Source organism: Micromonospora sp. RTGN7 (genome assembly GCF_033804645.1).
Lineage (GTDB): Bacteria > Actinomycetota > Actinomycetes > Mycobacteriales > Micromonosporaceae > Micromonospora.
This window is the reverse complement of record NZ_JAPZLF010000006.1, coordinates 267904-289693: the sequence shown is the minus strand read 5'-3', so window position 1 is coordinate 289693 and position 21790 is coordinate 267904. Positions and strand designations below refer to the sequence as shown.

The following is a 21790-nucleotide window of genomic DNA, read 5'->3' as shown; positions in this document are numbered from 1 at the left end:
CTGGCCGCTCACCTTCTCCAGGAGACCTGAAAAAATGTGAGGAACAGGGCGGAATAAGTTCAATTCCGGCTGTGGACCCCGAGTTGGACACTAAACTGCATCGCCTGGTTGGCGAGGCTCCGATCGATGCATGCCGGAGGTCGTGGAGTCGGATCTTTAGCGTCAAGGCCCCAGCCCAGCTGTATGCCTGTGTACAACGTATCGAGGCGATCCCATCTTCGATAAGCAGCACCTCTCCCTCTCCCTCTCCCGAAATGAGGTGGGGGAAGCTCCTGTACGTCATCGACGGCGAGCAGTTCAAGAACGCATCCGAGACGTGCGGATCGGTCAAGATGTTCGTAGCGCCGGCAGGCGACTGAACGGATGTGCTGGGGGATGACAGCTGCCATCCCCCGGCGGCGAGCCGCTCTCCGAGTCGGTGTACGACCGGTGGTGGAAGCTCGCCCGCGAGAAGGCGCTGACCGAATCTCAGGTCGCCTCGCCGCTCATCCGCTGTCCCTACGACCTGCGGCACGCGGCGGCCTCGCTCTGGCTGAATGCCGGTGTCCCGCCGACCGAGGTCGCCCGGCGCCTGGGCCACGGCGTCGCCGTCCTCCTCCGCGTCGACGCCAACTGCATCCACGGGGGAGACGACATCATGAACGACAAGATCGGCGACGCCCTCGGATGAGCGGGGGACTGGTGGAGGATGAGCCGATGAGCGCCGAGTCGGGTGAGGCGCTGGTTAGAACGGAATGTCTCGTACTGCGGGGGGTCCGATTGTCCGACCTGCCGGTGCTTGAGCGGATGTGGCGGGACCCGGTGATGCAGCGTTACTTCGGCGGCCCGGTGTCTGACGAGGTGGTGGCCGAACGGCGGGTGAGTGACTACACGGGCGGGCTGATGGTGGCGCCTGAGTTCCGGAGAGGCCGTTGGCTGGTGCCACCTCGGCCGGTACCGGACGGGGGACCTTGAGCTGTCGTACGTCTTCCTGCCCGAGTGGTGGGGACGCGGGTACGCCCGGGAAGCGTGCGCGGCCGCCATCGGTCTGGCCTTCGACCGGATCTCGGACGACGTCCGTCTGATCGCCGTCACCCAGGAGGCGAACCTTCGATCGGTTCGCCTCCTGGAAGCCCTCGGCATGGTTCGGGTTGACGCGTTCAGTGAACCTCGATTGTTCGGCGGTGGCCAGGTGACGGAGTTGAAAGCCCTCGGTGGACGGTGGGCGCGGCGTGAAGTGCTTCCCCCGGTTTTTGCGGGAGTCGCCCTGGGGATGGCGGCGTTCACTGCCGACCTCGTGCCGGAAGCCGTGGGCAGGTTCCTCGTGCCAGCCTTCAGCTCGGGATTCGCCTGGGGTGTGGTGGCCCTCGCCGTGAGCTACTACGCCCCGACCTTGAGATCAGCTTTCGTCGCTGGGGTCGGCACACTCGCCCTGGCGACCCTGACCTACTACGGCCTCGTTGCCTCGCTGAGTCGGCAGTGGCTCAGCGATTCGGGGCCGGCGCTGCCACCCGACGGGCTCTATTCCGTTACGCGTGCGTCGGTCTTCTGGCTGGCCGGTGCGTTGTTCGGCGGACTGATCCTGGGCTGCCTCGCGCACGTCGTCCGGGTAGGCGCAGTCCGTGACGCCAGCATTGCCCTTGGCGTCGCGTTCGGGCTGCTCGCCGGGGAGGCTGCCTATGCCATCTTTTACGTCGTCATCATCTGGGTCGGGCCTGTGGACTCCTTCGTCTGGGCCAGGCTTGGGGCGGCGGCAGTGCAACTCCTCCTTGCAGCAGTAGTTGCGTGCTTTGCGTTACGGCTTCGCCGGCTGCCGCTCTCGCTGTGGCTCTTCCTGATGACCGCCACGGTGTCGACGGCGGCGAGCGCCGCGAGTTGGCATCTCGTCGAGTCGGTCCGGATGACGCTGTAGCGGCGCGATCGGCGGTCGGGGCAGAGTTCCGTACGTGGGCAGATGGTGGGCAGCTCGCCGCCCGACGGCCGATTGGCCGGGAGAAGCAGCAGCTCAGCCGGGTTGTCCCACCCAAGATCGCGGACGCCCTGTAACTCCGTCGCGAAAGCTTCGAAGGTTCGAATCCTTCACCCGCCACCAGGTGCGAGCACGGCCCCGTGACCAGCAGAGATGCTGACTGCGAGGCCGTTCTCGTTGATCTAGCCGAGTCCAGTGTGGTCTAGCCGTCTACGAGCCTCCACGGGAACATGGCGGGAACGCGGGGACCTGCTGCCCAACCGGCCGATCCCGAGTGTGGCCCGGCTTCAGCAGGAATACGGTCTGGCCCGCGGCACGACCCTGCACACGGTTCGGGCTTGCCGGCTCTCCACTGCACGTCATTCTCGGAGCCAGACTCCGGCGGCGTCCGTTCTAGCTAGTGGACCGGGCGAACGACGCCTACCATGAGCCGATGATCGAGCAGAGTCAGCGACGCGTTCCTATGCCGGTCGCCGTAGCCTCGGTGACTTTGCTCGTGGCGACCGTGTTCCCGGCGACGGCGATGTTTACGAGTGGTCCATTTATGGTCACCGGGTTGATACAGGTACTTCTTCTCCTGGCGTTGGCTTACGGCCTGTGGCGTGGTAGCGGGCGAGCCCGGTTTTGGACAACCGTTTTCTCGACCGTCAGCGCTGTGTACGGCGTCGTCATGATCGCCAAGGCTGATGCGTTAGGTCTGCTGGAGATCGTTGTTGCGTCAGTCATCGTTGGCCTGTTGCTGGTGCCCGCATCGTCCCGGCGGTGGTTTCACGACTTGCCGGCGGAGGAGTAGCACTGGCCGTCGCCGAGGGCGGGGCGATCGCTGCCGCGCCGCTACCGGCCTGCCACCGGGTAGCGAGGCTCTGACCGAAGTGCCATTAGCTACATGGGAGTTCCCGCCGTCGCTGGCTTATCCAGCTCGCGAGCGGATGGGCCGAAGGTCGCCAGCTGGCCCGCGCGGCCCGTTCGCATGCCGCCCTTGATTTCCACAGCTCGCAGTTGGCAGACACTGACGAATTCTTCCTCGTCCTGCGCGGATCACTGACCATTCGGATGGACGCCGGCGATGTCACGCTCGGCCCCGGGTAGATGTACGTAGTGCCGCGCGGAGTGCCGCACCAACCCGTGTCTGTCGAGGGAGCCGACGTCGTGCTGATCGAACCAAGCGAGACAGTTAACACTGGCGATAGCGACTTCGGTGAGCCGGTCGGCCGGCGGTCTCCGGGCCGTCCCTGGTCAGCCGTTCTTGACCTGGGCGAGGTGTAGAAGGAGCATGACCACGTTGTACGCCTCGGCGACGTCCCGGGCGGTGAAGGTGACCGTCCTGGCGCCGGCGGCGCGCTCGACGCCCGGTATCAGGGTCGCCATGTCGACGGCGACGGGGTTGTACAGGTCCACCTCCAGCGCCACCGGGCCGCCGATCAACAGGGGTGGCACCTGCGCCCGCCTCGCGATCGCGTGGGCCGCCCCTTGGTGGAGCCGGTCCCGCGCGATCGCCGGGTGCGTCACCTCGGCGGCGAGTTGGCCCAGCGCCCGCTTGACCGCGACGGTCGACGCCTCGGGCACCAGCTCACGCAGTTCGGCGCAGGCGGCGTCGTCGCCGCTGAGCAGCACGACCGGGGCGCCGTGCTGCCCGGCCAGGGCGGCGTTGAGGCCGATCTCGCCGACTTCGCGGCCGTTGAGCCGTACGCCGAGGGCGTCGCCGCTGATGGTGTGGGCGAGTACGGCGGGGCCGGTGCCGGCCCGGGCGTGGTAGCCGACGAACAACACGGCGTCCACGTCGTTGCCGAGGCCCGCCAGCATCCCGCCTGGCCGTGGCCGGCCGCGGATCAGCCGTACCCGCTGGTCGAGCTCCTCCAGCAGCACGTTGCGGAAGGGGCCGTGGGCGTCCACCACCACGATGTCGGCCGACGGTTCCGCCTCCAGCACCCCGGCGACGACGGCGTTGACGTCGCCGGTCATCAGGGCCCGTCCGCGCTCGTAGTCGTACCGGTCGGGGTTGGTCTCCACGGAGTGGACGATGCCGGAGACGCCCTCCATGTCGACTGAGATCAACACCTTCGGCATCCCCGCACCGTACCGTGATCCGCCGTCGCGCACCGGCCCCGCGGCGGACGTGGGTGGACCGGGAAGTGCGGACGAGCAAGGACGCGGGAGGAAGGATGAGTCGATGGTTGCCACGGAGCGGCTCGTGCTGCGGGAGGCCGGGACCGGTGACCTGACGATCCTCGAACGGATGTGGCGTGACCCGGTGGTGCGACGTCACCTCGGCGGTCCGCTGTCGGAGGAGGCGGTCGCCGCGCGGCGGTCCGCCGGTGGGGTCGGCGGGTTCATGGCGGAGCTGCACTCCGGCGAGGTCGTCGGTTGGTGTCACCTCGGCCGGTACCGGACGGGCGAGCTCGAACTGTCGTATGCCTTTCTCCCTGGGCATTGGGGGCGGGGGTACGCCCGGGAGGCGTGCGGGGCGATCGTCGGCGTGGCCTTCGAGTCGTTCCCGGACGACGCCCGGCTGATCGCGGTAACCCAGGAGGCGAACGGTCGGTCGGTGCGTCTGCTCGAAGCGCTGGGCATGACCCGGGTCGACCGGTTCGACGAGTTCGGCGCGTGCCAGGTCAGGTACGCGCTCGACCGCCCCCTGGCCGGGCGCGCCGGGCACCCGTGATCCGTCTTGTTGCCGCGTCGGGGGGTGTGTCGCGCCCGGTCCGGGCTGGCCCCGTGCCGGCGCCGCCGGGTGGGGCCGGCATGGCTTGGGCCACGACGGGTACGGCCGGACATCTTTCGAGACGATCGTCCCTTTCGATATTCGCTCTACTGTGGTGTGCTGTCCGGGAGCGGAGTGCCATGTGGCATTAGAGCCACTCAATGAGTTTCCGTGATTGGCGCACTAGGTCCGAGTGTTCGCCAAATGAAGCCGGGCGTGGAGCAGGGGAACGCGGGGGTATCACCCCGCCAGGCAGGGCATCCTGCCGATCGGTTGGACTTGTTACCGTCCAGGCGGAGCCATACCACCAAGGGCTTTGTTGCCCTCAACGGGTGTGGCACCATCATGGAATCTTCACCCCCCCCGTGCTGCCCATTTCGTGACAGGAGCCCCACACATGCCCACTCAAAAGCTGGGTCGGCTGCTCGGCATGACCCTCATGCTCTTCGCGCTCGCCGTCGGTCTCGGCTCGGTCGCCTCCCTCGCCGGTGCCCCGGCCTCCGGCGAGGTGGCGAGTCTCGAGTTCGAGTGGAACTAGGTTCTTCTCGGTTCGTGTGACACCGCCGTCGCCCGGCCCCCGGGCGGCGGCGGTAGCGACCGGGCGGCGGCGCGGATTTCACTCTCGGTGAGAACAAGGGAGCAGGATGACGAGCCGTTCGGCAGTCGCGCGACGATACGGAACTGACCTGGCCTGGCTGATCACCGGGCCGCTGGCGTTCCTGGCGGTCATCTGCTGCCTGCTGATCGCGCTGGTCTCGCAGCAGCCGTACGGCGAGTGGGGCCTGGGCCTGCTGCTACTCACCGCCCTGGTCGCCGCCCACCTGCCGGTCCTGAGCTTCGTCGTCCGGCGGCAGACGCTCTCCGCCACGATCACCGAGATTCCGCTGGTCCTGGCGCTTTTCTACCTGCCGCCCCTGACTCTGGTGCTGGTGGCCACGCTGGCCGCCCTGATCGCCCAGCTGCGGCGGCGGCTCGGCCCGGCCAAGTTCACCTTCAACGTCGCCCGGTCCGCCGCGGCGACCTCGCTGGCCGGCCTGGTGCTGCTGGCGCTCCCCCCGGTCGGAGGCGTGGGGCCGGGAACCTGGGGCATCCTCTTCGCGGGGGTCAGCACCATCACCCTGGTCACCCTCGCCGCCGTGGTCGGCGTGATAACCCTGCTTCAGGGTTGGCAGGCCGGTCTGGAGGTCTTCCGGACCTCCACCGTCCCGCTGTTGGCGGCGGGGGTGAACGTCGCCATCGGCCTGATCATCCTGCTCGCGCTGAACACCACCTACTGGTCGCTGCTGGTGCTCGGGGCGCTTGCGCTGACGGCGGCGGTGGTCTACCGGTCGTACGCCCATTTTCTCCGCCAGCACCGCACCCTCGCCGACATTTACGAGCTGACCCAGGCCATGACCCGCAGCGGCCAGGACGGCACCCTGCCGGACGCGCTGCTCGGCCGGGTCCGCGCCCTCATGCAGGCCGAGTACGCCACCCTGTGGCTTCCCGCCCAGGGCCGGCACCCCGAGGTGCTGCTGACCTCCCGGGTCGACGGTCGGGGCCTGCTCGACTTCTCCAAGATTCCGGCGGCGGTCCGGGAGCGTGTGGTGCGGCAGCGACAGACCGTCGCGCTCGGTGCCCGGCTCGGCGGCGACCGGGACCAGTTGGCGATGCTCCGCGCCGCTCCGGCCAAGGACGCGATCATCGTGCCGCTGCGGTCGGGTGAGGCGGTGATCGGCACCCTGGAGGTGGTCAACCGGCTCAGCGACGTCGGCCACTTCACCACAGCGGACGTGCCGGTGATCGAGACGGTGGCCGCGCACGCGGCGGTGGCCCTGGAGAATTCCCGGCTGGTCGACCGGCTGCGGCACGACGCGTACCACGACACGCTGACCACGCTGCCCAACCGGCGGCGGATCAGCGGCGCGCTCGACGAGGCCGTGAAGATCCGGGCCCCCGGCGAGGTGGTCGCCGTGCTGCTCTTCGACGTCGACGGGCTGCGCCAGGTAAACGAGTCGCTCGGCCATGCCGCCGGGGACCAGGTCCTCGCCGAGGTTGCCGACCGGCTGCGGGCCTCCGCGCCGTCCTCGGCGTTGGTCGGCCGGGCCGGCGGTGACGAGTTCCTGGTGACGCTGCGGCTGGAGAACGCCGAGGCGGCGCTGCAGTTGGCCGCGCGGCTGCGCGAGGAGATCCGCGCCGAGATGGTCTTCGAGGCGTTCACCCTCGACGTGGACACCGCTGTCGGGGTGGCCGTGCACCCGGACCACGGCAGCGACGCGGCGACCCTGCTGCAACGGGTCGACCTGGCCGCGACGGCGGCGAAGTCCATGCCCGGCAGCATCCAGTTGTTCAATCCGGCCCTGGAGTCCCGGTCGCTGCGCCGGCTCGGCCTCGCCAGCGACCTGCGCAAGGCCCTCGACGACGGCGATCTGGAGGTCTACTACCAACCCAAGGTGACGCTGCGGGACCGCCGGTTGGTCGGGGTGGAGTGCCTGGCCCGCTGGGAACACCCCGCGCACGGCGAGGTCGCCCCGGAGGACTTCGTCGCGGTGGCCGAGCACACCGGCCAACTCGGCCGGCTCACCGAGATCGTGCTGCGGGAGGGGCTGCGGCGTAGCCGGGACTGGGGGCACGCCGCGCAGCCGCTCGCCGTCGCGGTCAACCTCTCTGCCCGTACGCTCACCGACCGGCACTTCCCCGACCAGGTGCGCGAGCTGCTTGCCGAGTACGACGTACCCCCGCAGCGGCTCACCTTCGAGATCCGCGAGGCCGGGGTGCTGGACGGCACCGACCGCCCCATCCCGACCCTGCGGCGGCTGCGGGACCTGGGCGTGCGGCTGTCGGTGGACGACTTCGGCACCGGCTCCTCGTCACTGGCGTACCTGCGCCGGCTGCCGGTGCAGGAGGTCAAGGTCGACCGGTCGTTCGTGCAGGGCATGGCGACCGACCCGGGCGACCTGGCCATCGTCAACGCCGTGGTGACCCTCTCCCAGCAGTTCGGCCTGGCGGTGGTGGCCGAGGGCGTGGAGAGCGAGCTGACCCTGGAGCTGCTCCAGGACATCGGCTGCGAGATCGGCCAGGGATTCCTGTTCAGCCGTCCGCTGCCGTACGAGCGGCTCGAGGCCTGGTTCGGGGCCCAGTTGGAGTCCGAGGTGCCCGTCAGCCCGGACGCCCGCCGGCTGCGAGTCGTCCCCGACGTCGCCGGTAATCCTCGCTGAACTGGGCGGACGCGGGGGGACACAACGACGGGGGGATCCGATTTCACCTCGGGGACCGGGCCGTGTATTCTTACCTCTGCGCGGCCACCTGGTGATCGCGCAGGCCCCCTTAGCTCAGTCGGCAGAGCGTCTCCATGGTAAGGAGAAGGTCTACGGTTCGATTCCGTAAGGGGGCTCAAAGGGTCCGGCTGGACCCGCCACGGCGGTGTAGCTCAGATGGTAGAGCAAGCGGCTCATAATCGCTGTGTCGCCGGTTCAAGTCCGGCCACCGCTACTCTCCTCCTCCGGGCTTTCTCTCTTCCGGCGGTCGGGGTGGGACGGGCGCCTTGGGCGCCCACTTTGCATGTCTGCGTTCCCAGCACGTAGGCTGGGCGTTGTTGTTAGTTGACCGTTAGCGAGGAAGGCACTCCGCCGTGGCGAAGGCTACCGATGTCCGGCCGAAGATCACTTTGGCGTGTGTGGAGTGCAAGGAGCGCAACTACATTACGCGCAAGAACCGTCGTAACGACCCGGACCGCATCGAGCTGAAGAAGTTCTGCCCCCGGGACGGCCGGCACACGGCCCACCGCGAGACCCGCTGATTCACCGCCGGCGTGAGCCGGTCGCACGACACCTGAAAGCCGATCCGGAAACGGATGCGCGGCTCACGCCGCTCATCCGCCCCGGTTCGGCTTTCGTGCTTTCCGTGTAGGTTCTCGGGCATGCCCTTGGACCAGTCCTTCGTCGGCCGGATCTATCCGCCGACCGCCCCCTACCAGGTGGGCCGAGAGAAAATCCGCGAGTTCGCCACGGCGATCGGCGCCACCGAACCGGCCCACCACGACCCGGAGGCCGCCCGGACGCTCGGCCACGCTGACGTGGTCGCCCCGCCGACCTTCCCCGTGGTGCTCACGATGGCCACCAGCCAGCAGATCATCGACGATCCGGCGATCGGCATCGACTACAGCCGGGTGGTCCACGGCGACCAGCGGTTCGCCTACACCCGCCCCGTGGTGGCCGGTGACGAGCTGGTCTGCGTGAACACCATCGAGGACATCAGCAGCCGGGGCGGGCACGACTTCCTGACCACCCGCACCGACGTCACCACCGCCGCCGGCGAGCCGGTGGTCGCCGTCTGGTCCAAGCTCGTCGTACGCGGGGAGGCCTGACAGATGGAACTGCCCACCAAGACCTTCCGGGTCACCCGGGCCGATCTGGTCCGCTACGCGGGTGCCTCGGGCGACCTCAACCCGATCCACTGGAGCGATCGGTTCGCCACCGGCGTCGGCCTGCCCGGGGTGATTGCGCACGGGATGTTCACGATGGCTCTGGTCGGCCGCGCCGTGGCCGAGTGGGCCGGCGCGCCCGACGCGGTGGTCGACTACGGGGTCCGGTTCACCCGTCCGGTGGTCGTCCCGGACGACGACACCGGCACCGAGATCGAGGTGTCTGCCAAGGTGAAGGACACCCCGGGGGAGGGCCTGACCAGGATCGACATCACCGCGACGTGCCGGGGCGAGAAGGTGCTCTCGCAGGCCCGGGCGGTGATCCGGACGCCCCGCTGAGGGGATTACGCCACGCACGGGAATGGACCGGTTGGGAAAGTGGCGTCGCTACCCGTACACTGGTCCGCCGTGGGGCAAGTGACCTTGCCCGGTGCGTCATGGCCGGGTCGGGGGAGCGTTGCCGCACAGGGGTGTAGCTCAATTGGCAGAGCAGCGGTCTCCAAAACCGCAGGCTGCAGGTTCAAGTCCTGTCACCCCTGCGCCTCAGGCCTGACCGTTCCCGTGGGTCGCGCCGCCAACCGGCGGCGTCCGGCCCGTGGTGGTGGCATCGGCGGGGTGGTTCCGAGGTATCGGGCCCGCCCGTTGATCCGCCGGCCGCGGCCCGTCGCGGGACGGATTGGCCCGGCCGGCGTGACCAGCGCCGCGCACGCCGCACCGGCGTGTGACCCGATTCCCGCGACGGAGGGCGAAGTGGCCGAAGACAAGCCGCGCAGCGAGGACGCCGGCGACGACCGTCTTGACGACGACGTCGTTGACGACGTTGCCGCCGACGACGCCACCGACGCGGACGAGCCGGTCTCCCGCGGTGGCACGGCCACCCGGGCACGCGCCCGGGCTGAGTCGGCCGACGAGCGCAAGACCCGCAAGGACACCGACCGGGTGGGGTTGTTCACCCGCATCACGCGGTTCTTCCGCGAGGTCGTGGCCGAGCTGCGTAAGGTCATCTGGCCTACCCGCAAGGAGCTGCTGACCTACACCGCCGTGGTGGTCACCTTCGTCGCGGTGATGCTGACGATCGTGGCCGGCTTGGACTACGCCTTCGCGAAGGGCGTGCTGTGGGTCTTCGGCAACCCCAGCTGACCGGCTGACTCAAGCCGATAGTGACGGAAGTGAGCGAGCGTGCCTGAGTACGACGAGACCGCCGAGACCACGGACGAGAAGTCCGCGGTGGCGACGGCGGCCAACGAGGAGTCGGTCGAGGCCGCCAGCGAGCCGGACTTTCCCGCCAGCGAGCCCGCCCCGGAGGAGGAGTACGACCCGGTCGCGGAGCTGCGCCAGAAGCTGCGCTACGCGCCGGGCGACTGGTACGTGGTGCACTCGTACGCCGGTTACGAGAACAAGGTCAAGACCAACCTCGAGACCCGGATCACGTCCCTCGACATGGAGGAGTACATCTACCAGGTCGAGGTGCCGACCCGGGAAGAGATCGAGGTCAAGAACGGCAAGCGGTCCCAGATCCAGGCCAAGGTCTTCCCGGGTTACATCCTGGTCCGGATGGAGCTGACCGCCGAGTCGTACTCCTGCGTGCGGAACACCCCCGGGGTCACCGGCTTCGTGGGGGCGACCGACCGGGCCGACCGTCCGGCGCCGCTGAGCCTCGACGAGGTGCTCAAGTGGCTGGCTCCGGCGCTCGAGACCGAGCAGAAGAAGTCCAAGCCCGAGATCAGGGTCCTGGACTTCGAGGTCGGTGACTCGGTCACCGTCACCGACGGCGCGTTCGCCTCGCTGCCGGCGACGATCAGCGAGATCAACCCCGACCAGCAGAAGCTCAAGGTGCTGGTGTCGATCTTCGGCCGGGAGACCCCGGTCGAGCTGAACTTCAACCAGGTCACCAAGATCTGACGTTCCGGTCGCCGGCGGCGGGCACTGCCCACCGCCGGCGTTTTCCGTTTCCGCCCCCTCCGTCGACCTCGGCGTAGGGGGCGGTACGGCGTTGCGCTACCCTAGAACGTCGGCTGTCGTATCGCGCTGACCGTGCGCGCCCTCGGCCGGCACCTTTACCAGCGCCAAGCCCCAGGAAGAGACATGCCTCCGAAGAAGAAGAAGCTCGTCAAGACTTTCACGCTTCAGCTGAAGGCGGGTCAGGCCACGCCGGCCCCGCCGGTCGGCCCTGCGCTCGGCCAGCACGGCGTGAACATCATGGAGTTCTGCAAGACCTACAACGCGCAGACCGAGTCCCAGCGGGGCGATATCGTCCCCGCCGAGATCAGCGTGTATGAGGACCGTTCCTTCACCTTCGTGCTGAAGACCCCGCCCGCCGCCCGGCTGCTGATCAAGGCCGCCGGCGTCGAGAAGGGTTCCGGCGTGCCGCAGAGCCAGAAGGTCGGCTCCGTCACCCGCGTGCAGCTGCGGGAGATCGCCGAGAAGAAGATGGCCGATCTCAACGCCAACGACATCGAGCAGGCTGAGAAGATCATCGCCGGCACCGCCCGGTCGATGGGCATCACTGTCGGCGAGTGACCTCGCCTCACCGCTTCCCGATCAGTTAGTGGGAGGGCCCGCGGTCGCCGCGGCCCGCCAGAGACCACAGGAGTAACCCGAAATGCAGCGCAGCAAGACCTACCGCAAGGCCGCCGAGGTCATCGACCGGTCGAAGCTCTACACCCCCGCCGAGGCTGTCAAGATCGCCAAGGACACCACCAACGCCAAGTTCGACGCCACGGTCGAGGTCGCCATGCGCCTCGGCGTCGACCCCCGTAAGGCGGACCAGATGGTCCGCGGCGTGGTCAACCTGCCGCACGGCACCGGTAAGACCGCCCGCGTGATCGTCTTCGCCGCCGGCGCGAAGGCCGAGGAAGCCGTGGCCGCCGGTGCGGACGAGGTGGGCACCGACGAGCTCGTCGCCCGGATCCAGGGCGGTTGGCTCGACTTCGACGCGGCGATCGCCACGCCGGACCAGATGGCCAAGATCGGCCGGATCGCGCGGATCCTGGGCCCGCGCGGTCTCATGCCGAACCCGAAGACCGGCACGGTGACCATGGACGTCACCAAGGCTGTCTCGGAAATCAAGGGCGGCAAGATCACCTTCCGGGTGGACAAGCACTCCAATCTCCACCTGATCATCGGCAAGGCCTCGTTCTCCGAGACCCAGCTGGTGGACAACTACGCGGCGGTCCTCGACGAGGTGCTGCGGGCGAAGCCGTCGGCGGCGAAGGGTAAGTACCTCAGGAAGGTCACCCTCGCCACCACGATGGGCCCGGGCGTGCCGATCGACCCGAACCTGGTGAAGAACCTCCAGGAGGGCTCGGCCGAGGGCTGAGCACGGTTGCCTCGACGGGGCCCCGCCACGACTTGTGGCGGGGCCCTCGTCCGTCTGTCGGCGGTGGCAGGCTCGCGGCCCTGCGGTGGGATAACGTCCGGGCAGTGACCGGGCACACCCGGAGGCGATTTGGTGGTCACGGGGCGGGTCGCGTAACCTTACGGCGAAGTACCACCCAGAGACCGCTGGTCACCGTGCTCCGGCACGGTCGAAGGTCCCGCTTCAACGGGCGACCCGCGCAGGGCGGCAAGCGAAACTCGGCTGCTATTCCGTGGTCCGCCGACTGCGGCGAAACCAGCCGGCCCTCGCCCCGCGCGCCCTGCGCCGGGGCTTTTCTCGTTGTGGTGGTCCACCTCCGGTACCGCGGAAGCCCACTGGCTTCCCGGTGGACCAGCCTGGAGCAACGAGAGAGGAGGGACATGGCGGACAAGCCGATCCGGGCCGACAAGGCCACGGCCGTTGGTGAGCTGACCGACAGCTTCCGCAACGCGGGCGCTACGGTGCTGACCGAGTACCGTGGTCTGACGGTTTCCCAGCTCACCCAGCTGCGGCGCTCGCTCGGCAAGGAGACCACCTACACGGTCGCGAAGAACACGCTGGCGAAGCGTGCCGCGGCCGACGCGGGAATCTCCGGGCTCGACGAGCTGTTCACCGGTCCTACCGCGCTGACTTTCGTTTCGGGCGACGTCGTCGAGGCGGCGAAGGGTCTTCGCGACTTCGCGAAGGCCAACCCGAAGCTCGTCATCAAGGGCGGCGTCTTCGAGGGCAGGGCCATCACCGCGGCCGAGGTCACGAAGCTCGCCGACCTGGAGTCCCGCGAGGTGCTGCTGGCCAAGCTGGCCGGCGCGATGAAGGGCAACCTGAGCAAGGCCGCGGCCCTGTTCCAGGCCCCGCTGTCGAAGACCGCCCGTCTGGCGGCAGCCCTGCAGGACAAGCGCGAGAAGGAGGGCGCCGAGGCGGCCTGAGGCCCTCCCGGCGCACCCACGTTCTTAGTCAAACATTAGGAAAGGACGCCAGATATGGCGAAGCTCAGCACCGGCGAGCTGCTCGACGCGTTCAAGGAGATGACGCTGATCGAGCTCTCCGAGTTCGTGAAGCAGTTCGAGGAGACCTTCGAGGTCACCGCAGCGGCGCCGGTCGCCCTTGCCGGCCCGGCCGGCCCGGGTGGCCAGGCCGCCGCGGTCGAGGAGGAGAAGGACGAGTTCGACGTCGTCCTCGAGGCCGATGGTGGCAAGAAGATCCAGGTCATCAAGGTCGTGCGTGAGCTGACCGGCCTGGGTCTCAAGGAGGCCAAGGACGCGGTCGAGGCCGCGCCGAAGGCCATCCTGGAGAAGGTCAACAAGGAGACCGCCGAGAAGGCCAAGGCCAAGCTCGAGGGCGAAGGCGCCAAGGTCACCCTCAAGTAATTGAGGTGAAACCGGGTGCGCAACCGGCTCGCTCGAGCCGGGCGGTTCCTGCGCAGCGGGCGACGATCCAATTTTTGGATCGTCGCCCGCCGTGTTCGTTCTGGAACGCGCGGCAACGGCGTAAGCAGGGCGGGGACACCTTTCGCCCGGCCGGGCGGCCGTGCCGGTGGGTCTCCCATGGCTGGGAAACACCTGTCGTGGACGAGACCGGCCCTTGACGCGGCCCCGGGCTGCCAGGCACGCTGACACCAGCAAGACCTTCCGCGCTTGCAACGGCCACCTCTTGGGTAATGGCAGCGGCGTCACCAGTGGCCGCCGCGCCTGAGCGGTTCCGTGGGTTAGCCGCGTTCCGAGCGGCCCGAGTAGGCCCCCGATCCGGGGGCCCCGAGGGCACGTTCCGCGACGACCTGCGGGGTGGGCTGGACAGCGGTTAGCCTCTCGGCTACACTGCTAGTTTGCGCTGCCTTCCGTCTTGACCCCTGCGCGGAAATGTCCGGTTGCGGATATTTCTGGTGGGGTCTTTGGAGTGCACGCGTACCAGCCGTTCTGCAGCACCGGTCCTCGGAAGGACGCATCTTGGCAGCTTCCCGCCCTGCGAAGACCAGTCGTACGTCGAGCGCTTTCGCTCCCCGCCGAGTTTCTTTCGGCAGGATCACCGAACATCTCGAGGTCCCCAACCTCCTCGCCATTCAGAACGAGTCCTTCGACTGGCTCGTCGGCAACGAGGGTTGGCAGGGCCGGTCGGCGGACGACCCGCACGCACGCTCGGGTCTCGCGGAGATCCTCGAGGAGATCAGTCCTATTGAGGACTTCTCCGGCACCATGTCGCTCTCCTTCTCGGCACCGCGCTTCGACGAGGTCAAGGCCTCGATCGAGGAGTGCAAGGAGAAGGACCTGACCTACTGCGCCCCGCTGTTCGTCACCGCGGAGTTCACCAACAACACCACCGGCGAGATCAAGAGCCAGACGGTGTTCATGGGTGACTTCCCGATGATGACGCCCAAGGGCACCTTCATCATCAACGGCACCGAGCGCGTGGTGGTCAGCCAGCTCGTCCGGTCCCCGGGCGTGTACTTCTCCAAGGAGCCGGACAAGACCTCCGACCGCGACCTCTCCAGCGTCAAGCTCATCCCGAGCCGGGGTGCCTGGCTGGAGTTCGATGTCGACAAGCGCGACACGGTCGGCGTCCGCGTAGACCGCAAGCGCCGCCAGGCCGTCACCGTCCTTCTCAAGGCCATCGGCTGGTCCGCGGAGCGCATCCGCGAGAAGTTCGGCTGGTCCGAGATGATGATGACCACGCTCGAGAAGGACCACATCGCCGGCCAGGACGAGGCGCTGTTGGACATCTACCGCAAGCTCCGCCCTGGCGAGCCGCCGACCCGCGAGAACGCCCAGACGCTGTTGGACAACCTCTTCTTCAACCCGAAGCGGTACGACCTGGCCAAGGTCGGTCGGTACAAGTTCAACAAGAAGCTCGAAGTGGCTGTGCCGATCACCACCGGCACGCTCACCGAGGACGACATCGTCGCCACCGTGGAGTACCTCTGCCGGCTGCACGCCGGTGAGGAGGGCTACGAGGCCGACGACATCGACCACTTCGGCAACCGGCGTATCCGTACGGGTGGCGAGCTGATCCAGAACCAGGTTCGGGTCGGCCTGTCCCGGATGGAGCGCGTCGTCCGCGAGCGGATGACCACCCAGGACGTCGAGGCGATCACGCCGCAGACCCTGATCAACATCCGCCCGGTGGTGGCGGCGATCAAGGAGTTCTTCGGTACGTCCCAGCTGTCCCAGTTCATGGACCAGACCAACCCGCTGGCGGGCCTGACCCACCGGCGCCGGCTGAACGCGCTCGGCCCGGGTGGTCTGTCCCGGGAGCGGGCCGGCTTCGAGGTCCGCGACGTACACCCGTCCCACTACGGCCGGATGTGCCCGATCGAGACGCCGGAAGGCCCGAACATCGGCCTGATCGGCGCGCTCTCCACCTTCGCCCGGGTCAACCCGTTCGGCTTCATCGAGACGCCGTACCGGAAGGTCGTCGACGGTCGGGTCACCGACCAGGTCGACTACCTGACCGCGGACGAGGAGGACCGGTTCGTCAAGGCGCAGGCCAACGCGGCGCTGAGGTCGGACGGCACCTTCGCCGAGGAGCGGGTCCTGTGTCGTCGTAAGGGCGGTGAGACCGAGGACGTGCTCCCCGGCGCCGTCGACTACATGGACGTCTCGCCGCGGCAGGTGACCTCCGTCGCGACCGCGATGATCCCGTTCCTCGAGCACGACGACGCCAACCGGGCACTGATGGGCGCGAACATGCAGCGCCAGGCGGTGCCGCTGGTCAAGGCGGAGGCGCCGCTGGTCGGCACCGGCATGGAATACCGTGCCGCGGTCGACGCCGGCGACGTGGTCGTGGCCGAGGTCGGCGGTGTCATCGAGGACCTCTGCGCCGACTACATCACCATCCACCAGGACGACGGCCACCGCCGGACGTATCTGCTGCACAAGTTCCGCCGCTCCAACTCCGGCTCCTGCGTCAACCAGAAGCCGGTGGTCTTCGAGGGCGACCGTGCCGAGGCCGGCCAGGTCATCGCCGACGGTCCCTGCACCGACGAGGGCGAGATGGCGCTCGGGCGCAACCTGCTCGTGGCGTTCATGTGTTGGGAAGGCCACAACTACGAGGACGCGATCATCCTGTCGCAGCGCCTCGTGCAGCAGGACGTGCTCACCTCGATCCACATCGAGGAGCACGAGGTCGACGCCCGGGACACCAAGCTCGGCCCGGAGGAGATCACCCGCGACATCCCGAACGTCAGCGAGGAGATGCTCGCCGACCTCGACGAGCGCGGGATCATCCGGATCGGTGCCGAGGTCGTCCCCGGCGACATCCTGGTCGGCAAGGTCACGCCGAAGGGCGAGACCGAGCTGACCCCGGAGGAGCGGCTGCTCCGCGCGATCTTCGGTGAGAAGGCGCGCGAGGTCCGGGACACCTCGCTGAAGGTGCCGCACGGCGAGACCGGCACGGTCATCGGTGTGCGTACCTTCTCCCGCGAGGACGGCGACGAGCTGCCTCCGGGTGTCAACGAGCTGGTCCGGGTCTACGTGGCCCAGAAGCGGAAGATCCAGGACGGCGACAAGCTCGCCGGCCGGCACGGTAACAAGGGCGTCATCTCCAAGATCCTGCCGATCGAGGACATGCCGTTCCTGGAGGACGGGACCCCCGTCGACATCGTGCTCAACCCGCTGGGTGTGCCGTCCCGGATGAACATCGGCCAGGTCCTGGAGACCCACCTCGGGTGGGTGGCCAAGACCGGTTGGAGCGTGGCGGGCGACGACGCCGACTGGAAGCGCCAGCTGCGCTCCATCGAGGCGCACGAGTCCGCGCCGGACACCAACGTGGCCACCCCGGTCTTCGACGGTGCCCGCGAGGAGGAGATTTCCGGTCTGCTCTCGTCGACCCTGCCCAACCGGGACGGCAAGCAGATGATCGGTTCCTCCGGCAAGGCGCGGCTCTTCGACGGTCGCTCCGGCGAGCCGCTGCCGGACCCGATCGCGGTCGGCTACATCTACATCCTGAAGCTCAACCACCTGGTCGACGACAAGATCCACGCTCGGTCGACCGGCCCGTACTCCATGATCACGCAGCAGCCGCTGGGTGGTAAGGCCCAGTTCGGTGGCCAGCGCTTCGGCGAGATGGAGTGCTGGGCGATGCAGGCGTACGGCGCCGCATACGCCCTGCAGGAGCTGCTGACGATCAAGTCCGACGACGTCCTGGGCCGGGTCAAGGTCTACGAGGCGATCGTCAAGGGCGAGAACATCCCGGAGCCGGGCATTCCGGAGTCGTTCAAGGTGTTGCTCAAGGAGCTGCAGTCGCTGTGCCTCAACGTTGAGGTGCTCTCCAGCGACGGTGTGGCCCTGGAGATGCGCGAGACCGACGACGAGGTGTTCCGGGCAGCGGAGGAGCTGGGCATCGACCTGTCCCGGCGCGAGCCGAGCTCGGTCGAAGAGGTCTGAGGTGGGCGGGGGGGGGGGGGGGGGGGGCGGGCGCCCCCCCCCCCCCCCACCCCACCCAATAGCTAAGCAGTACAGACGACGACATAGGGGACATAGTGCTCGACGTCAACTTCTTCGACGAGCTGCGCATCGGTCTCGCCACCGCCGACGACATCCGTCAGTGGTCCCACGGCGAGGTCAAGAAGCCTGAGACGATCAACTACCGCACGCTCAAGCCGGAAAAGGACGGGCTCTTCTGCGAGAAGATCTTCGGTCCGCAGCGGGACTGGGAGTGCTACTGCGGTAAGTACAAGCGAGTCCGTTTCAAGGGCATCATCTGCGAGCGCTGCGGCGTCGAGGTGACCCGCTCCAAGGTCCGCCGGGAGCGGATGGGCCACATCGAGCTGGCCGCTCCGGTTACCCACATCTGGTACTTCAAGGGCGTGCCGAGCCGGCTGGGCTACCTGCTGGACTTGGCCCCGAAGGACCTCGAAAAGATCATCTACTTCGCCTCGTACGTGATCACGAGCGTGGACACCGAGTCGCGTCACCGTGACCTCTCGACCATCGAGAACGAGATCCTGGCCGAGAAGCGGCAGTCCGAGAACAGCCGCGACTCGGAGATCGAGAAGCGGGCTGCCAAGCTCGAGGCCGACCTGGCCGAGCTGGAGGCCGAGGGCGCGAAGGCGGACGTACGGCGCAAGGTCAAGGAGGGCGGAGAGCGCGAGATGCGCCAGATCCGCGACCGGGCCCAGCGCGAGATCGACCGCCTGGACGAGGTGCTCGACACCTTCCGCAAGCTTGACCCGAAGCAGCTGGTCACCGACGAGCTGCTCTACCGGGAACTGCGCGACCGGTTCGGCGAGTACTTCACCGGCAGCATGGGCGCCGAGGCGATCAAGGCGTTGGTGCAGAACATGGATCTCGGCGCCGAGGCCGAGAGCCTGCGCGAGACCATCCGCTCCGGCAAGGGCCAGCGCAAGATCCGCGCGCTCAAGCGGCTCAAGGTCGTCGCGGCGTTCCTGAACACCCGCAACTCGCCGCTCGGCATGGTGCTGGACTGCGTCCCGGTCATCCCGCCGGACCTGCGCCCGATGGTGCAGCTCGACGGTGGCCGCTTCGCGACCTCCGACCTGAACGACCTGTACCGCCGCGTGATCAACCGGAACAACCGCCTCAAGCGGCTGATCGACCTCGGTGCGCCCGAGATCATCGTCAACAACGAGAAGCGGATGCTCCAGGAGGCCGTCGACGCGCTCTTCGACAACGGCCGCCGCGGCCGGCCGGTCACCGGTCCGGGCAACCGCCCGCTCAAGTCGCTCTCCGACATGCTCAAGGGCAAGCAGGGCCGGTTCCGGCAGAACCTGCTGGGCAAGCGCGTCGACTACTCCGGCCGTTCGGTCATCGTGGTCGGCCCGAAGCTGAAGCTGCACCAGTGCGGCCTGCCCAAGCAGATGGCGCTTGAGCTGTTCAAGCCGTTCGTGATGAAGCGGCTCGTGGACCTCAACCACGCGCAGAACATCAAGTCCGCCAAGCGGATGGTCGAGCGGCAGCGGCCCGTCGTGTGGGACGTGCTGGAAGAGGTCATCGGCGAGCACCCGGTGCTGCTGAACCGCGCGCCGACCCTGCACCGGCTGGGCATCCAGGCCTTCGAGCCGCAGTTGGTCGAGGGCAAGGCCATCCAGATCCACCCGCTGGTCTGCACCGCGTTCAACGCCGACTTCGACGGTGACCAGATGGCGGTGCACGTGCCGCTCTCCGCCGAGGCCCAGGCCGAGGCGCGGATCCTGATGCTGTCGTCGAACAACATCCTCAAGCCGGCCGACGGCAAGCCGGTCACCATGCCGACCCAGGACATGGTCATCGGCCTGTACCACCTCACCCACCAGCGGATCGGTGAGAAGGGCGAAGGCCAGGCGTTCAGCTCGGACGCCGAGGCCCGGATGGCCTTCGACGCCAGCGGGCTGCACCTGCAGGCGCCGGTGAAGATTCGCCTGCGTGGGCTGGTCGGGGTCGACAACGGCGCCGGCACCGAGCCGTGGGCCGCGCCGGAGGGCTGGGTCGAGGGTGACGCACTCACCGTCGAGACCACCCTGGGCCGGGTGCTGTTCAACGAGACGCTGCCGCAGGGCTACCGCTTTGTGAACTACGAGATCCGCAAGGGTCAGCTCTCCGCGATCGTCAACGACCTCGCCGAGCGCTTCCCGAAGGTGGCCCTCGCGGCCACCCTGGATGGCCTCAAGGAGGCCGGTTTCCACTGGGCCACCTGGTCCGGCGTGACGATCGGCATGGAGGACGTCATCGCTCCGCCGCGCAAGCGGGAGATCCTGGAGAAGTACGAGAAGGAAGCCGACCGGATCGACAAGCAGTACCAGCGTGGCCTGATGACCGCCGAGGAGCGTCGCGGCGAGCTCATCGAGATCTGGACCAAGGCGACCAACGAGGTCGCCAAGGAGATGGACACCGCGCTGCCGCAGGAGAACCCGCTGTGGAAGATGATCCACTCGGGTGCCCGCGGTAACCTGCTCCAGCTCCGGCAGATCGCCGCGATCCGTGGTCTGGTGGCCAACCCGAAGGGCGAGATCATCCCCCGGCCGATCAAGGCCAGCTACCGGGAGGGTCTGTCCGTGCTGGAGTACTTCATCTCCACGCACGGTGCCCGTAAGGGTCTCGCCGACACCGCGCTGCGGACCGCCGACTCGGGTTACCTGACCCGTCGTCTGGTCGACGTGTCGCAGGACGTCATCATCCGCGAGGAGGACTGCGGCACCGACCGGGCCATCCCGATGCAGATCGGCGAGCGGCGCGACGGCAAGCTGTACGTCCACGAGCACGCCGAGACCAGCGTGCACGCCCGTACCTTGGCGGACGACATCAAGGGAGCGGACGGCACCGTCGTGGCCGAGCGCGGCCAGGACATCAACTCCATCGGGGTCGACCGGATCGTCGCGACCGGGGTGGAGACGGTGCGGGTGCGCAGCGTGCTCACCTGCGAGTCGAAGCTGGGTGTCTGCGGGGCGTGCTACGGCCGCTCGCTGCCGACCGGCAAGACCGTGGACGTCGGCGAGGCGGTCGGCATCATCGCCGCCCAGTCGATCGGTGAGCCCGGTACGCAGCTGACGATGCGTACGTTCCACACCGGTGGCGTCGCGGGTGAGGACATCACCCAGGGTCTGCCCCGCGTCCAGGAGATCTTCGAGGCCCGGGTCCCGAAGGGCAAGGCGCCGATCGCCGACACCCCCGGCCGGATCCGGATCGAGGACGGCGAGCGGTCGCGGAAGATCATCGTGGTGCCGGACGACGGCAGCGAGGAGATCGTCTACGACAAGATCTCCAAGCGAGTCCGACTGCGGGCCCACGACGGCGACCACGTCGAGGTCGGCGAGAAGCTCACCGAGGGCACCATCGACCCGCACGAGCTCCTGCGCATCCTCGGCCCGCGCGCGGTCCAGGTCCACCTGACCCAGGAGGTCCAGCAGGTCTACCGCTCGCAGGGTGTGCTCATCCACGACAAGCACATCGAGATCATCATCCGCCAGATGCTGAAGCGGGTGACGGTCATCGACTCCGGCTCGACCGAGTTCCTGCCGGGCGTGCTGGTCGACCGGGCACTGTTCGAGTCGGAGAACCGCCGACTCGTCTCCGAGGGCGGCGAGCCGGCCGCCGGTCGCCCGGTGCTGATGGGTATCACCAAGGCCTCGCTGGCCACGGACTCCTGGCTCTCGGCGGCCTCCTTCCAGGAGACCACCCGGGTGCTGACCGACGCGGCGATCAACTCGCGCAGCGACTCGCTGGTCGGCCTCAAGGAGAACGTGATCATCGGTAAGCTCATCCCGGCCGGTACGGGCATCAGCAAGTACCGCAACGTCCGGGTCGAGCCGACCGAGGAGGCCAAGGCCAAGGTCTACTCGATGACCGGGTACCCGGAGACCGACTACGGCTTCGGGCCGGCCAGCGGGCAGGCCGTGCCGCTGGACGACTTCGACTTCGGGTCGTACCGCTAAGCAGTGACAACGACGAGGCCCCC

18 protein-coding genes, 3 tRNA genes and 1 pseudogene are annotated in these 21790 nt (G+C 68.2%); 21 read left to right on the top strand and 1 reads right to left on the bottom strand.

Annotated elements, in window-relative coordinates; all coding sequences use genetic code 11:
• Positions 1 to 418: 418 nt before the first annotated feature.
• The 4 genes and pseudogenes from SNR22_RS11795 to SNR22_RS11780 all read left to right on the top strand — a co-directional run bounded on the left by SNR22_RS11795 (position 419) and on the right by SNR22_RS11780 (position 2741).
• Positions 419 to 670, top strand: coding sequence for a hypothetical protein (locus SNR22_RS11795; RefSeq protein WP_320066552.1), 252 nt, complete (start codon positions 419 to 421; stop codon positions 668 to 670).
• A 222-nt stretch (positions 671 to 892) separates the two neighbouring features.
• Positions 893 to 1114 (top strand): annotated as a pseudogene (locus SNR22_RS29370) (GNAT family N-acetyltransferase); the annotation flags it as partial.
• A gap of 57 nt (positions 1115 to 1171) precedes the next feature.
• Positions 1172 to 1891: a DUF6518 family protein gene (locus tag SNR22_RS11790; protein ID WP_320066551.1), complete on the top strand. Its 720-nt coding sequence runs from the start codon at positions 1172 to 1174 to the stop codon at positions 1889 to 1891.
• 490 nt (positions 1892 to 2381) lie between these two features.
• Positions 2382 to 2741: a hypothetical protein gene (locus SNR22_RS11780; protein WP_320066550.1), complete on the top strand. Its 360-nt coding sequence runs from the start codon at positions 2382 to 2384 to the stop codon at positions 2739 to 2741.
• A gap of 443 nt (positions 2742 to 3184) precedes the next feature.
• On the opposite strand, the gene SNR22_RS11775 is transcribed toward SNR22_RS11780, so the two are convergent.
• Positions 3185 to 4015 carry a M55 family metallopeptidase gene (locus SNR22_RS11775; RefSeq protein ID WP_320066549.1) on the bottom strand — a complete coding sequence of 277 codons (831 nt, stop codon included), beginning with the start codon at positions 4013 to 4015 and terminating at the stop codon, positions 3185 to 3187.
• Between the two features lie 103 nt (positions 4016 to 4118).
• Here SNR22_RS11775 and SNR22_RS11770 point away from each other — a divergent pair, with 103 nt between their 5' ends.
• The 17 genes from SNR22_RS11770 (at position 4119) to SNR22_RS11690 (ending at position 21767) form a co-directional block, all read left to right on the top strand.
• On the top strand, positions 4119 to 4610 hold the full coding sequence (locus SNR22_RS11770; protein WP_320066548.1) for a GNAT family N-acetyltransferase: 492 nt from the start codon (positions 4119 to 4121) through the stop codon (positions 4608 to 4610).
• Between the two features lie 436 nt (positions 4611 to 5046).
• The gene (locus tag SNR22_RS11765; RefSeq protein WP_320066547.1) at positions 5047 to 5187 is read left to right on the top strand and encodes a hypothetical protein; all 141 of its coding nucleotides are present in this window, start codon (positions 5047 to 5049) and stop codon (positions 5185 to 5187) included.
• 106 nt (positions 5188 to 5293) lie between these two features.
• Positions 5294 to 7846 carry a bifunctional diguanylate cyclase/phosphodiesterase gene (locus SNR22_RS11760; protein WP_320066546.1) on the top strand — a complete coding sequence of 851 codons (2553 nt, stop codon included), beginning with the start codon at positions 5294 to 5296 and terminating at the stop codon, positions 7844 to 7846.
• Positions 7847 to 7949: 103 nt separating this feature from the next.
• Positions 7950 to 8022 (top strand) — tRNA-Thr (locus tag SNR22_RS11755).
• A gap of 25 nt (positions 8023 to 8047) precedes the next feature.
• Positions 8048 to 8120, top strand: a tRNA-Met gene (locus SNR22_RS11750).
• A gap of 139 nt (positions 8121 to 8259) precedes the next feature.
• The gene (gene rpmG, locus SNR22_RS11745) at positions 8260 to 8427 is read left to right on the top strand and encodes a 50S ribosomal protein L33 (protein WP_092378713.1); all 168 of its coding nucleotides are present in this window, start codon (positions 8260 to 8262) and stop codon (positions 8425 to 8427) included.
• A gap of 120 nt (positions 8428 to 8547) precedes the next feature.
• Positions 8548 to 8994, top strand: a complete 447-nt coding sequence (locus tag SNR22_RS11740) for a MaoC family dehydratase N-terminal domain-containing protein (RefSeq protein ID WP_320066545.1) — start codon at positions 8548 to 8550, stop codon at positions 8992 to 8994.
• Positions 8995 to 8997: 3 nt separating this feature from the next.
• The gene (locus tag SNR22_RS11735; RefSeq protein ID WP_320066544.1) at positions 8998 to 9390 is read left to right on the top strand and encodes a MaoC family dehydratase; all 393 of its coding nucleotides are present in this window, start codon (positions 8998 to 9000) and stop codon (positions 9388 to 9390) included.
• Between the two features lie 127 nt (positions 9391 to 9517).
• Positions 9518 to 9590, top strand: a tRNA-Trp gene (locus SNR22_RS11730).
• Positions 9591 to 9801: 211 nt separating this feature from the next.
• Positions 9802 to 10191 carry a preprotein translocase subunit SecE gene (gene secE, locus SNR22_RS11725; RefSeq protein WP_320066543.1) on the top strand — a complete coding sequence of 130 codons (390 nt, stop codon included), beginning with the start codon at positions 9802 to 9804 and terminating at the stop codon, positions 10189 to 10191.
• A 39-nt stretch (positions 10192 to 10230) separates the two neighbouring features.
• Positions 10231 to 10953, top strand: coding sequence for a transcription termination/antitermination protein NusG (nusG, locus tag SNR22_RS11720; protein WP_320066542.1), 723 nt, complete (start codon positions 10231 to 10233; stop codon positions 10951 to 10953).
• Between the two features lie 183 nt (positions 10954 to 11136).
• A complete protein-coding gene (rplK, locus tag SNR22_RS11715) occupies positions 11137 to 11571 on the top strand; it encodes a 50S ribosomal protein L11 (RefSeq protein ID WP_320066605.1) in 435 nt (144 codons plus the stop codon).
• Between the two features lie 82 nt (positions 11572 to 11653).
• Entirely contained in the window at positions 11654 to 12370 is a 717-nt protein-coding gene (gene rplA / locus SNR22_RS11710; protein ID WP_320066541.1) for a 50S ribosomal protein L1, read from the top strand.
• A 419-nt stretch (positions 12371 to 12789) separates the two neighbouring features.
• Positions 12790 to 13335 carry a 50S ribosomal protein L10 gene (gene rplJ / locus SNR22_RS11705; protein WP_320066540.1) on the top strand — a complete coding sequence of 182 codons (546 nt, stop codon included), beginning with the start codon at positions 12790 to 12792 and terminating at the stop codon, positions 13333 to 13335.
• Positions 13336 to 13389: 54 nt separating this feature from the next.
• Entirely contained in the window at positions 13390 to 13776 is a 387-nt protein-coding gene (gene rplL, locus SNR22_RS11700) for a 50S ribosomal protein L7/L12 (RefSeq protein ID WP_320066539.1), read from the top strand.
• 576 nt (positions 13777 to 14352) lie between these two features.
• Positions 14353 to 17784 (top strand): DNA-directed RNA polymerase subunit beta, encoded by a 3432-nt coding sequence (gene rpoB, locus SNR22_RS11695; protein WP_320066538.1) that lies wholly within the window; start codon positions 14353 to 14355, stop codon positions 17782 to 17784.
• A gap of 95 nt (positions 17785 to 17879) precedes the next feature.
• Positions 17880 to 21767, top strand: coding sequence for a DNA-directed RNA polymerase subunit beta' (locus SNR22_RS11690; RefSeq protein WP_320066537.1), 3888 nt, complete (start codon positions 17880 to 17882; stop codon positions 21765 to 21767).
• Positions 21768 to 21790: the final 23 nt, after the last annotated feature.